Consider the following 12,538-nt stretch of genomic DNA (forward strand, 5'->3'; position numbering starts at 1 on the left):
GGCCTTGCTCATGGCGTCCACGGTATCAGCACTGTCCAGCGGGGCAGGTGGCGGCGGGTGCCGCCACCTGCCCCGACGTCACTCCCCGCCTTCCATCTTCGCCCAGCTCTCCTCGGCGGCGATGCCCGCGCCGACCTTGCCGACCACTCCACCGGCCGTGCTGCAGAAGGGCGCCCCCGGACCGCAGACCCCACCCGCGACGGCGCCGGCGGCTGCTCCTGCCGCCTCGCTCGTGGCGACGAAGCCCTGCTTGAGCGCGGCCTTGTGCGGCGGCATCCCGTTCGCGACGTCAGCGAGGCCGTTGGCGACGTAGCCCACCGGACCGAGCCAGCGCGTGGTCGCCTTCATCGCCGGGTTCGTGACGTACCAGTGCACGAACGCGCTGGGCGTGGGCTTCTTCATCTGCGCCAGCTTCGTCCGGGCGGGCTCGCTCACCGCCGGGTTGCGGCTGCGGGTGCCGTCCTTGGTCCCGTACCACTGCCCCTGCTTCTGGTCTTTGATGTCGACACCGCTCTTGACCACGACGTTCACCTTGCTGCCGGTGTCGATGGTCTTGGCGCCGACGTCGTGGGGGTTCACCTTCTTCTGCTGGTCCTTGGCCTCGCAGGCGCGGATCGTGCCGCCGCACTTGGCGAGCGCCTCATCACGGTTCTTCGGCCCGCCGGTGTTGTGCCCCCGGTAGTACTGGTCTTCCTTGTCGGTGCGGTCCCGCTTGCCGGTGGTCTTCACCGGCTGCCCCGTCTTGGTCTTGCCGTAGTGCTGGTCCTCCTTGTCCACCCGCTCCTTCTTCACCGGCTGCTTCACCGGCTGCTTGGCCGGCTGACCCGTCTTCGTCTTGCCGTAATGCTGATCCTCCTTGTCCACCCGCTCCTTCTTCACCGGTGCGGCGAGCGCGAATGCCGGGACCACGGCGTTCAGGGCGCCGAAGGCGACGGCGGCGGCCACGACACCGGCCAGCAGGCGGACGGTCCCGCGGCGCAGTGCGCTGCGAGGAGCCTCGTCGGACATGTCGGAGTTCACTGTTTCCTCATTTCTCGTGCTGGGTGTGCTGGTCAGGAGAGCTGGACCCGGCGGGCCGGGAGCGTGGTGACGTCGGCGTACGGGGCGTCCAGAAACGTGCCGATCTCGTAGCCGGAGTCAGGGAAGTTCGGGGTCAGGACCTGCTCGACGGGTGCCGCGCCCCGCACGCGAGGCCCGTGGCAAGCCCGGCGACGCCCACCTGATCGGGTGGCGTGGTTCGGGCGTCACACGGGTGGTTCGGCGCTTCGGTGACATGGGTCGCGTCCTCGGACTCGGTGGCGATCGGGACCGAGGAGGACTGAACCCGTCCGATGATCAAGGCGACAAGGGAAACGGGTGTACGGGACTGTCCCGGACGTTCGACCTGGGAAAACGGCATCACCGGCATGGTGCGGAGCACATCTGGCCGGGGCTGGCTCCGGCCGGCCGGCGAGGCGCGCTTACCCTCGTCCGTGTGAACATCGTGCTGCCTGTGGTACTGGGTCTGATCGGCGTCGCCTTCGGGGCGGTCGGCTTCCTGGGTATGCGGGGCGGACTGCACCGCAACCGATTCTTCGGCGTGCGGACGAAGGCCACGCTGCGTGATGACGAGACGTTCGCGCTGGCCAACAAGATCGCCGGGGTGCCGAACCTGGCGGCGGGGGCGATCGCGCTGGTCGCGGCCGCCGCGGCGGCGTTGAACCCGGCGGTGGCCCTGGTCATCGGGCTGGTCGGGTTGGTCGGCAGCGTGGTGGTCGCGAGTGCGGGCGGCGTGCTGGGCCACCGGGCCGCCGAGGCCATGCCCGCGCCGGTCGCGGCGGGCTGCGGCGGCTGCGCGTGCTCCGGTTCCGGCGGGGCCTGCGGAGTGCTCACCCGCGCCTGACCGGGCGTCCCCCGCGAAGGGGGACCCCTTGTCTTAACTCAACCACGAACGACCGACACAGCGGGCTGACCAGGCGTGAACCTGTGGACAAGCCCGTGGCCTGTGGACAACTGGTTTCGGCGGTGCCTGAGTGGACGGCTCGCGGGGGGTTCAGTTGCGGCGGATGTCCGTCGGGAAGGTGGCCAACAGCGCCGTCGGCATGCCCTGACGGCGCAGCACCCGGCCCCAGAGGTCGACGTTCGCGGGCGTGAGCACGTCGTCGGGCAGGCCCTTCACCACGATCCAGTCGCCGCGCGAGATCTCGTTGTCCAACTGGCCCTCGCCCCAGCCCGAGTAGCCCGCGAACACGCGCATGCCGCGCACCTTCTCCACCAGGGCGTCCGGGTCCGCGTCCAGGTCGACCAACGCCACCGGACCGTGTACGCCGACCACACCCTCGAGTGACGCCAGGTCCTCGCCGGTGCGCAACGCGGCCAGGCACAGCGCCGTCTTCTGCTCCACCGGCCCGCCGATGTAGACGGCCTGCGGCCGGGTCACGTGCGGCCCCCACGCCGGCAGCACGTCGTGCACGGCGACCTCGCTGGGCCGGTTCAACACCACCCCGAGGGTGCCCTCGCCCCGGTGATCGATGATGTAGACCACCGTCCGGCGGAAGTTGGAGTCGGTCAAGCTCGGTGCCGCGACCAGCAGGGAACCCGGTTCGACATCGGCATCAGGGCGCACAGGAAGCATGATCCCAGACGACGTGCATCACATCCTGATCGGAACATCCGGGCTACGGTGTTCGTTGTAGTGAACGTCAGGCGCCATCGAGTCCCCCGGGCCCACTAAACCGCCTGCGCGGAATACCGTTCGGCTGGAGCCGCGTAGTGCAACCCGCCGAGAGGCGACCGGGCGCCTGGCACCAGGGAGGCCGGACCCATCGGGTCCGGCCTTCGTGGTTCCCGCACCCGGAGGCATAGGCTCGACAGGTGACCACTGCCGGGACCACCGCGGCAAAGCACCACCTCGGTGTCCGGAAGCTCCTCCGCGTGGCGGACTTCCGCAGGTTGCTGGCCTCCCGGCTGGCGGCCCAGTGGGGTGACGGCCTGTTCCAGGCCGGTCTCGCGGGCGCGGTCCTGTTCAACCCGGAGCGCCACGCCGACCCGCTCGCCGTCGCGGCCGGGTTCGCCGTGCTGCTGCTCCCGTACTCCGTGGTCGGGCCGTTCGCGGGCGCCCTGCTGGACCGGTGGGACCGCCGCCGGGTGCTGGTGGTGGCGAACCTCACGCGCGCGGTCTTCATCCTGCTCACCGCGGCGGCCGTCGGTCTCGGGCTGGAAGGCGTGCCGCTGTACGCGTCGGCGCTGTTCGTCACGGGCGTGAGCCGGTTCGTCGGCTCGGGTCTGTCCGCCTCGCTGCCGCACGTGGTCGAGGGCGACCACCTGGTGGAGGCGAACGCGTTCGTCACCACGCTCGGCGCGTTGACGGCCGTGCTCGGCGCGGGTTGCGCGGTGGGGTTGCGGGCGGTGCTCGGATCGGGTGACGGCGGCTCGGCGTGGACGACGACGTTCGCCGTCCTCGGGTCGCTGGGAGCCGCGTTCCTGGCCTCCCGCTTCGCGCGTGGCATCCTCGGGCCGGACGAGGTGGACGAGCCGAGCCGGACGATCACCGCCGTCGCCATGGGCCTCCTGGACGGCGCGCGGGCCGCGTGGCGTGCGCCCAGCGTGGCCGCCGCGCTGTTGGCCCTGCTCGCGCACCGGGCCGGGTTCGGGGTGTCGCTGCTGATCACGCTGCTGCTGATGCGCAACACGTTCACCGACTACGGGCCGCTCAAGGCGGGCCTGGCGGGGCTCGGTGAGGTGGCGGTCGCGGGTGGTGCGGGCATCCTGGTCGCGGGCCTGGTGACCGACCGGGTGGTGGACGTGCTCGGCCGGCGCGGCACGGTGTGCGGCGCGCTGCTGCTCGCCGCGGCCACCCAACTCGGCCTCGGCCTGCCCATGCTGCTGCCGACCATCCTGGTCGCGTCGTTCCTGCTCACGTTCGCGGGCCAGGTGGTGAAGCTGTGCGTGGACGCGGCCGTACAGGGCGATATCGGCGACGAGGTCCGCGGCCGGGTGTTCGCCCTGTACGACACGCTGTTCAACGTCACGCAGGTGATCGCCGTCACCGGCGCGGCGGCCGTCGTCCCCTTGAGCGGCCGGTCGCCCGGCTTGGTGATCGCCGCGACGGTGGCGTACCTGCTCGGTCTGCTCGGCTACTTGTTGCTGGCCAAGCGCACGGCATCAACCACCTCACCGCGGTAGCGGCAGTCGGATGATTCCCGTTTCGTGGGCGTAGACCACCGCGGCCATCCGGTCGCGCAGGTTCAGCGCCCGCAGGATCTCGGACACCACCGCACCCACCTGGTGCTGGCTCAGCGCCAGCACCCGCGCTATCTCGTGGTCCGCGAGCCCCCTGGCCAGGCAACGCAGCACAGCGCGTTGCCGGTCGGTCAACTCGTCCAACCCTTGTGCCCGGGTGCCCCCCTCGGACAATCCCCAAGCGTTCATACGACACCACCCCCAGTGCGCGTCTGACGCACACAGTCATGGTGTCGCAACGGGCTGTCACTGGCCAAGCAAAAGTCCGAGATTGGTCACTTGGTGTTAGTCGCCAGGGGGCTGGACACCCTCCGCGCGGGCCCACTCGAGCAGCTCCGCGACCGCCTCGTCGTGGTCCAGCGGGCCCCTGTCCAGGCGCAGTTCCTTGAGGAACTTCCACGCCTTGCCGACCATCGGCCCCGGTGGCAGGCCGAGCAGCCGCATGATCTCGTTGCCGTCGAGATCGGGTCGGACCCGCTTCAGGTCCTCCTCGGCGGCGATCCGCTCGATGCGGCGCTCCAGGTCGTCGTACGTGCGCTGGAGCGCGTTGGCCTTGCGCTTGTTGCGGGTGGTGCTGTCGGCGCGGACCAGCTTGTGCAGGCGCGACAGCAGGTGATCCGCGTCGGTGACGTACCGGCGCACCGCCGAGTCGGTCCACTCGCCGCTGCCGTAGCCGTGGAAGCGCAGGTGGAGGTACACGAGCTGGGCGACGTCCTCGATGATCTCCTTGGAGTACTTGAGGGCGCGCAAACGCTTGCGGACCATCTTCGCGCCGACCACCTCGTGGTGGTGGAACGAGACGCCGCCGCCTTCCTCGAACCGCCGGGTGTCCGGCTTGCCGATGTCGTGCAGCAGCGCGGCCAGCCGCAGGACCAGGTCGGGTTCGGGCCCGTCCTCCAGGTCGATGGCCTGCTCGAGGACGACCAGCGAGTGGTGGAACACGTCCTTGTGCTGGTGGTGCTCGTCGATCTCCAGCTTCATCGCGGGCAGTTCGGGCAGCACCACGTCGGCGAGCTTCGCGTCCACCATGAGCTCGATGCCCGCGCGCGGGTGGGCGCCGGTGAGCAGCTTGGACAGCTCGACCTGCACGCGTTCGGCGGTGATGCGGGTCAGCTCGCCCGCCATGGCGGCCATCGCTTCGCGGACGCGCGGCGCGACGGTGAAGCCGAGCTGGGACACGAACCGGGCCGCGCGCAGCATCCGCAGCGGGTCGTCGGAGAACGACTCCTGCGGGGTCGCGGGGGTGTCGAGGACCTTGGCCAGGAGGGCTTCGCGGCCGCCGGTCGGGTCGATGAGCTGCCGGTTGACCACGTCGTACGCCATCGCGTTGACGGTGAAGTCGCGGCGGACCAGGTCACCCTCGATCGAGTCGCCGAAGGTCACTTCGGGGTTGCGGGTGACGCCGTCGTAGCTGTCCGCGCGGAACGTGGTGATCTCGACGGTGTGCTGGTGCTTGGTCGCGCCGACGGTGCCGAAGGCGATGCCGACGTCCCAGATCGCGTCCGCCCAGCCCTTGAGCAGGGCCACGATCTGCGGCGGCCGGGCGTCGGTGGTGAAGTCGAGGTCGCCGGACAGCCTGCCGATCATGGCGTCCCGCACGCTGCCGCCCACCAGGTAGAGGCGATGACCGGCCGCGGCGAAGCGGGCTGCCAGGTCTTCGGCGACGGGGAGGGCGCTCAGCAGTTCCACCACGGCATTGTCCTGCCCAGTGGCGGTGGAGGTGATGGGTCCGGACACGAAGAGCCAGCCTACTGGTCTCGCGGGTGCGGCCCGAACGAGTTGTCCACAGGTGCGGCGCTTGTCCACAGGTGCGGTGCTGGTAGTCGTGGCCTGTCGGTCGTTGGTGGTTGGGTTAAAACAAGGGGTCCCCCTTCGCGGGGGACGCCTGGTCGGCCTTCGCCGGGGACCGGGGAGAGAGTTGGTCGGCCTTCGCGGGTATGCCTAGTGGCGTTCGCGTGTCGGCGCGTGTCCGTGGCTTGGTGGCTTGATGGCCGTCGGCGCGGCGGGTGTGACGTTGTAGGGGTGCTCTAGCCGTGGTTGGGCATTGGTTGGTGTGACGTTATGTGTCGACCACGTGCCGCTACAGGGCTGTCACGTCCAGTGATCACGGCTCGCCACTACCATCAGGGCATGCCCCAGTCGTCCGGTCGCTCCGGCGGTCCCAAGCCGAGGCGCCGGAACCGGCGCCGCGGTCGGCGGCTGAAGACCGTCGACGAGACGTCGGCGGGCGGACTGGTGCTGGACTTCGAGCAGCACGTCGCCGCGATCATCGGGCGGCTGGACCGACGCGGCCGGTTGTTGTGGTCGCTGCCCAAGGGGCACATCGAGGCTGGTGAGACCGCGGAACAGACCGCGGTGCGCGAGGTCGCCGAGGAGACCGGTATTCATAGCAGGGTGTTGCGGCCCCTCGGCTCGATCGACTACTGGTTCGTCGCCGAGGACCGACGGGTGCACAAGACCGTCCACCACTTCCTCCTGGAAGCGCTGGGCGGCGAGCTTTCCGACGAAGACGTGGAGGTCACCGAGGTGGCGTGGGTGCCCCTTGGCGAACTGGACGAACGGCTCGCCTACGCGGACGAGCGTCGACTGGTGCGCCGAGCCGCCGAACTGCTCTCCGAGTACCAGACGGACGGAGCGGAGTCGGCGTGAAACGGCTGCTGGCCGCACTAGCGGCGGCGGGGATCCTCATCGTGACGACGGGTTCCGCGGCACCCGCGGCGCCCGCCGACGGTGGGCGGCTGCCCGTCCGACCGGCGCCCGCGACCCAGGTGTGGGCGACCAGGGCGTTGTCCAGCCAACCCGGCCAGCAGTCGGAGGTCTGGCTGCGCCTGGACGTCGAGGAGATGACCCCCCGGGTGATCACCGCGGACGGACCGGACTCGATCACCATCTCCGGCAAGGTGGTCAACGTCGGCGACCGGGTGATCGAGGACATCGAGCTGCGCCTGGAGCGCGGTGACCCCCTGACCAACGAGGACGACGTCCGCAAGGCGCTGCGCGAGCCGACCGACGCGGAGGTGGTCCAGCCGAACTTCACCCCGGTCACCGACCGCCTGGAGCGCAACGAGTCGAAGCCGTTCCGGCTCACCGTCCCGCTGCGCGGCACCGACCCGACGTCCCTGCGGATCACCGAGCCGGGCATCTACCCGATCCTGGCCAACATCAACGGCGTCCCCGACTTCGGCGGACGCGCCCGGCTGGCCGCGCTGAGCACCCTGCTGCCGGTGCTCGCGATGCCCGGCGGCCAGGGGCCGACCCCACCCGCGAACCCCGCCAAGATCACCCTGTTGTGGCCGCTGGCCGACCGGCCGCGCATCGTCACGACCAGCCCGACCGTGCTCACCGACGACGAGCTGGCGAACTCGCTGGCCATGGGCGGCCGGTTGTGGGGCCTGCTGCAGGCCTACGGCGTGGCCCTGAACGGCCCGCTGGCGTCCGGTGTGTGCCTGGCCGTCGACCCCGACCTGCTGCGCACGGTCGCCGCGATGAGCGAGGGCTACGAAGTGCGCGGGCAGGGCGTGGGCAAGGGCGAAGGCGAGGCCGAGCTGTGGCTGGCCCAGCTGCGCCTGCTCGTCGCCGGGCGGTGCGTGATCGCGTTGCCCGACGCGGACGCCGACCTCGTCGCGCTGTCCCGGGCCAAGCTCACCGGGTTGGGCGAGCTCGCCATCGACGGCGCCGAGGTGGTCCGCGAGATCCTCCAGGTGCAGCCGACCCAGGGCCTGACCTGGCCCGAGGACGGTGTGCTCGACCAGCAGGCACTGTCCGACGTGACCGGGCAGGGCATCACGTCGTTCGTGCTCGACCAGTCGGCCGTCGCCGGCACGCCCGGCACGGGACCGGTCCGGCTCGACGTGGCCGAGCGCGGGCCGGTGACGGCGGTGCGCATCGACGGCATGGTGTCCGACGCGCTGCGCGGCGCGGCGGCGGCACGGCCGGTCGCGGGCGTGACCACGCCGAGCGAGACCCGCCCGGTGTCGGTGCAGAACGCGCTGGCCGCGCTCACCTTCCGGGCCGGGTTCCAGAACACCGGCCAGAACGTGGTGATCGCGCCGCCACGCCGGTGGAACGCGCCGACCGGCGAGGTCGACACGCTGCTCCAGACGACGAAGTCGCTGGTCGCCGGTGGTTTCGCGACGCCGATGGGCCTCGGTTCGCTGCTCGCGACGCCGCCGCAGCAGACGGCGGCGTTGAGCTACCCGGTCGAGGCGGGCGCACGTGAGGTGCCGCCCGCGGTGACCGCGTCGGTGGCCGAGTCGTGGCGGCAGCTCCAGCAGCTGTCCGAGTCGATGAGCCAGGAGGACGCCCTGTCCGCCAACCCCGGCGACCTGGTCGCGCCGCTGCGGCTGGACCTGCTGCGCGCGGTGTCCGGGGCGTGGCGCAGCGACGAGGACGGGGCGCGTGCCGCGCTGGCGATCGGCCGTGAGCGGCTCGACGGGTTGCAGGGCCAGGTCACGGTGACCGAGCCCAACAGCCCGATCCTGCTCGGCTCCGGCGACAGCCCGATCCCGCTGTCGATCAAGAACCGGCTGGACGTCCGGATCACGGTGCGGATCGTGATCGAGGACACGCCCGGCATCGTGGCCAAGGAGCTGCCGGACCAGGTGCTGCCCGCGCGCGGCGACCGGCTGGTGCGGGTTCCGGTCGAGGTGCTGCGCTCCGGGCGGTTCCCGGTGCACATCCGGCTGGTCACGCCGAGCGGTGTTGAACTGGGCGAACGGGCCCGGCTCGAGGTGTCGTCCTCGGTGTACGGGACGATCACCGTCGTCATCACCTGCCTGGCCGGCGCCGCGTTGGTGCTGCTGTCCGCCCGCCGCATCTACCGGCGGGTGCGCGCCGCGCGAGCAGCCGCCGCCCAGGTGCCGAACGACGCCAGCGGCGTCACGCCGCCGGAGAGGTCGAGCACGAGTTGAGCGGAACAACCATGGTGACCGAGGAGCAGCCGCAAGGTCCGTCGCTGGCACGGGCCGGCGGTTCGATGGCGATCGCCACGATCGTCAGCCGCGCCTCCGGGCTGCTGTCCAAACTGCTGCTGATCACCATCCTCGGCGTGGGCGCGCTGAACGACTCCTACCAGGTCGCCACCACGCTCCCGACGATGATCAACGAGCTGCTGCTCGGCGGCGTGCTGACCAGCGTGGCCATCCCGCTGCTGGTGCGCGCCGAGAAGGAGGACGGCGACGGCGGCGAGGCCTACGCGCAGTGGATGATCACCATGTCCGCGGTGTTGCTGGGCGTCGGCACGGTCATCGCGGTCGCCTGCGCGCCGCTGCTGACGGGGTTGTTCATCGACTCGCCCAACGCCAAGCCGGAACTGGTCACCGCGTTCGCGTACCTGGTGCTGCCGGGCATCGTGTTCTACGGGATGTCCGCGCTGATCGGCGCGATCCTCAACACCCGGCACGTGTTCGGCCTGCCCACGTGGGCGCCGGTGCTGAACAACCTCGTGGTGATCGTGACCCTCGGCGTGTACTGGCTGATGCCGGGGGAGATCTCGATCGACCCGGTGCGGATGGGCGAGCCGAAGCTGCTGGTGCTCGGCCTGGGCACGATGCTGGGCGTGGCGTTGCAGGCGTCCGTGCTGGTGCCGGCGCTGCGGCGGACCGGGTTCAAGTTCCGCTGGCGGTGGGGTTGGGACCGGCGGCTGTCGGAGTTCGGCGGGCTGGCGTTCTGGGTGCTGCTCTACGTGGGGCTCGGTTTCGTCAGCATGATGGTGCTGACGAAGGTCGCGACGCACGACGACGGCGCGATCACGGCCTACAACATGCAGTGGCTGATCGCCCAGGTGCCCTACGGGGTGCTCGGCGTGTCGCTGCTCACCGCGTTGATGCCGAAGATGAGCCGCGCGGCGGCGGCGCACGACAACGACGCGCTGGTCGGCGACCTGTCGTTCGGCAACCGGATGTCGTCGATCCTGCTGATGCCGTTCAGCGCGCTGATGACGGTCTCCGGCGTGTCGATCGGCCTCGCGCTGTTCTCGTTCGGCAACTCCGGCATCGAGGACGGCGAGACGATCGGCACGGCGCTCGCGCTGTCCGCGTTCGGGCTGGTGCCGTACGCGATCACGCTGCTCCAGCTGCGGGTGTTCTACGCGTTGAAGGACGCCCGGACGCCGACGCTCATCCAGGGGATCATCGTGGCGGTGCGGATCGCACTGCTGTACGGGTTCCTGGCGTTCTCGCCGCCGGACAAGCTGGCCGTCGGCGTGTCGATCGCGATGTCGCTGAGCTTCGTGGTCGGTGCGCTGGTCGGTCAGCTGTGGCTGCGGATCCGGCTCGGCCGGCTGCGCACCGGTTACACGGCGTGGACGATCTGCCTCACGGTCGTGGCGTCCGCGATCGCGTTCGGGGTGGCCACCGGGTTGGCGTGGCTCGCCGTCCGCGTACTGGGAATCGAGTCCCGCGTGGCGGGCGCCTGGGTGGAAGTGGTGATCCAGACGATCGTCGGGCTGCCGCTGAGTTTCCTGCTGCTGGCCCTGTTCCGAGTACCCGAGGTGAAGCCTGCGGTCGCCAAGATCAGTCGTTTGGTGGGTCGCCGGTGACACCTGCGGTACGACCCGTTCACGTACCCTCGGCCCTGTGAGCAGCGGTCCGATGCAGAACACCTCGCTGGTGCCCGGCGGGGTGATCGGCGACGGCCGGTACCGGCTGCTGGTGCTGTCCGGTGTGGACCGCCGGTGCGACGCGCACCTGTGGCGGGCGCGGGACGGGCAGCTGAACCGGGACGTGGCGTTGACCGTCCTGGTGGGCAACCCGGCCGACCACGCCGCGGCGGCGCGGGCCAAGCGGACGGCGGAACGCGCGATGCACGCCTCCAGCTTCACCCACCCCGGCGTGGCCCGGGTGATCGACGTGTTGACACCCGGTACCGGGATCAAGCTCGACGAGGGCATCCTCGCGGTGATCGTGGCCGAGTGGACCCAGGGCACCGATCTGATGGACCTGATCATCGAAGGTCCGCTGCCGGCCGGTGCGGCGACGCGGCTGCTGGAGCCGTTGGGCGCGGCGATCGAGGGCGCGCACCACGCCGGTCTCGTGCTGGGCGCCGACCACCCGCAGCGCATCCGCGTGACGTCGGACGGCAGGCTGCGGCTGGCGTTCCCCGGTCCCCGGCCGGACGCGATCGCCCGTGACGACGTCAAGGGCCTCGGCGCGATCCTGTACCTGCTGCTCACCGGGAAGTGGCCGCTGCCGGACGGTCCGGACGGCGTGCCGGTCGCGCCGACGGGGCCGGACGGTGTGGTGCTCCCGCCGAGCGCGCTGCACTCGTACGTGCCGCACGAGCTGTCGTCGGTCGCCGTGCGGAGCCTGGAGGACACCAGCGTCGGCGGTATCCGGACCAGCGCGGCGATCCTGCAGGTGCTGAACCAGATCGCCCAGTCCGAAGCCCAGACCGCGCTGATCCAGCCGGTCCAGGACGACGGGCCGGACGACGGCGCGGTGTGGACCACGCAGCGGCCGGTGCGCGACAAGGACCGCAAGCGGAAGTTGCTGGTCAGCGTAGTCGTGCTGGCGGTGGCGACGCTGGCCGTGATCGTCTGGCTGGGCGTGCAGATCGTGAGCTTCTTCAGCGACGAGCCGTCGCGTGGCGGTGGGCCGACGGTCGTGATCGGCCAGTCCAACCCGCCGGGTGCGAGCGGCCAGCCCGCGCCGCCCGCGCCCCAGCCGGCGGGTCCCGTGCAGCCCGCGTCGGTCGGCGTGTACGACGTGACCAACCAGCCGGACAACGCCAACCGGGCCAACCGGGCGGTCGACAACAACCCGACCACGGTGTGGCAGACGGAGAACTACTTCCAGCCGTTCCCGGCGTTGAAACCGGGGATCGGGCTGATGGCGAGCTTCGCCGAGCCGGTGAAGCTGGCGTCGGTCACCATCACCTCGCCCAGCGAGGGCACCGTGGTGGAGATCCGGGTGGCCGGGTCGGACGGCGCGCCGCTGCAGGAGACGAAGGTCATCGCGACCGCGACCCTGTCGGCGGGGCAGACCCAGATCCAGCTCAACGACCACGAGCCGACCCAGCACCTGCTGGTGTGGGTGACGAAGCTGACGGGCAGCGGCAAGAACCACCGCTCCGAGATCGCGGAACTCGTCTACACCCGGGCGCAGTAGCGGTCAGCGTCACCGGGCGCTCGTCCGGCGGGCGATACCCGATCTTTTCGTTTCGGGGTGACGGTTGCTCTTGCCGGCGGGTGTATGCCGGTGGGTGTATGCCGGTGGGTGTATGCCGGTGGGATGCGGTATTCCGATGGTGGTGGTCTGACCGCGGAGCAACGGGCCCGGCGGGAACGGGTGCGGTTCGAGGCCGCCGAATTGTTCGCCCA

At 70.8% G+C, this 12,538-nt stretch carries 11 protein-coding genes; 6 read left to right on the forward strand and 5 right to left on the reverse strand.

Annotation, left to right across the window (positions count from 1 at the left end):
• Positions 1–78: 78 nt before the first annotated feature.
• Complete coding sequence (locus FM051_RS44000; protein WP_158853048.1) at positions 79–1,020, reverse strand: hypothetical protein; 942 nt, start codon at positions 1,018–1,020, stop codon at positions 79–81.
• A gap of 32 nt (positions 1,021–1,052) precedes the next feature.
• Positions 1,053–1,187, reverse strand: coding sequence for a hypothetical protein (locus tag FM051_RS53460; RefSeq protein ID WP_274383882.1), 135 nt, complete (start codon positions 1,185–1,187; stop codon positions 1,053–1,055).
• 287 nt (positions 1,188–1,474) lie between these two features.
• Between FM051_RS53460 and FM051_RS44005 the strand changes: the two genes are divergently transcribed.
• Positions 1,475–1,882 (forward strand): SdpI family protein, encoded by a 408-nt coding sequence (locus tag FM051_RS44005; protein ID WP_238413099.1) that lies wholly within the window; start codon positions 1,475–1,477, stop codon positions 1,880–1,882.
• Positions 1,883–2,032: 150 nt separating this feature from the next.
• On the opposite strand, the gene FM051_RS44010 is transcribed toward FM051_RS44005, so the two are convergent.
• Entirely contained in the window at positions 2,033–2,614 is a 582-nt protein-coding gene (locus FM051_RS44010; RefSeq protein WP_158853050.1) for a YqgE/AlgH family protein, read from the reverse strand.
• A 239-nt stretch (positions 2,615–2,853) separates the two neighbouring features.
• Between FM051_RS44010 and FM051_RS44015 the strand changes: the two genes are divergently transcribed.
• Positions 2,854–4,164, forward strand: a complete 1,311-nt coding sequence (locus tag FM051_RS44015; protein WP_158853051.1) for an MFS transporter — start codon at positions 2,854–2,856, stop codon at positions 4,162–4,164.
• Here FM051_RS44015 and FM051_RS44020 read toward each other — a convergent pair.
• Both FM051_RS44020 and FM051_RS44025 read right to left on the reverse strand, forming a co-directional pair.
• Complete coding sequence (locus FM051_RS44020) at positions 4,153–4,410, reverse strand: response regulator transcription factor (RefSeq protein ID WP_083752330.1); 258 nt, start codon at positions 4,408–4,410, stop codon at positions 4,153–4,155. The genes FM051_RS44015 and FM051_RS44020 overlap by 12 nt on opposite strands.
• A gap of 96 nt (positions 4,411–4,506) precedes the next feature.
• The gene (locus tag FM051_RS44025) at positions 4,507–5,958 is read right to left on the reverse strand and encodes a CCA tRNA nucleotidyltransferase (protein WP_158853052.1); all 1,452 of its coding nucleotides are present in this window, start codon (positions 5,956–5,958) and stop codon (positions 4,507–4,509) included.
• Between the two features lie 393 nt (positions 5,959–6,351).
• On the opposite strand from FM051_RS44025, the gene FM051_RS44030 reads away from it, so the two are divergent.
• From FM051_RS44030 to FM051_RS44045, 4 genes are read left to right on the forward strand one after another with little or no spacing between them, the layout of a single operon-like run.
• Positions 6,352–6,870 carry an NUDIX hydrolase gene (locus tag FM051_RS44030; protein WP_158853053.1) on the forward strand — a complete coding sequence of 173 codons (519 nt, stop codon included), beginning with the start codon at positions 6,352–6,354 and terminating at the stop codon, positions 6,868–6,870.
• Entirely contained in the window at positions 6,867–9,131 is a 2,265-nt protein-coding gene (locus FM051_RS44035) for a DUF6049 family protein (protein WP_158853054.1), read from the forward strand. Before FM051_RS44030 ends, FM051_RS44035 begins: the two co-directional genes overlap by 4 nt.
• On the forward strand, positions 9,128–10,759 hold the full coding sequence (gene murJ, locus FM051_RS44040) for a murein biosynthesis integral membrane protein MurJ (protein ID WP_238413100.1): 1,632 nt from the start codon (positions 9,128–9,130) through the stop codon (positions 10,757–10,759). The genes FM051_RS44035 and murJ overlap by 4 nt, the downstream gene beginning before the upstream one ends.
• A gap of 52 nt (positions 10,760–10,811) precedes the next feature.
• Complete coding sequence (locus FM051_RS44045) at positions 10,812–12,326, forward strand: protein kinase family protein (RefSeq protein ID WP_158853059.1); 1,515 nt, start codon at positions 10,812–10,814, stop codon at positions 12,324–12,326.
• Positions 12,327–12,538 lie beyond the last annotated feature (212 nt).

It is taken from the genome of Saccharothrix deserti (genome assembly GCF_009769385.1).
In the GTDB taxonomy this organism is placed as follows: Bacteria; Actinomycetota; Actinomycetes; order Mycobacteriales; family Pseudonocardiaceae; genus Actinosynnema; species Actinosynnema deserti.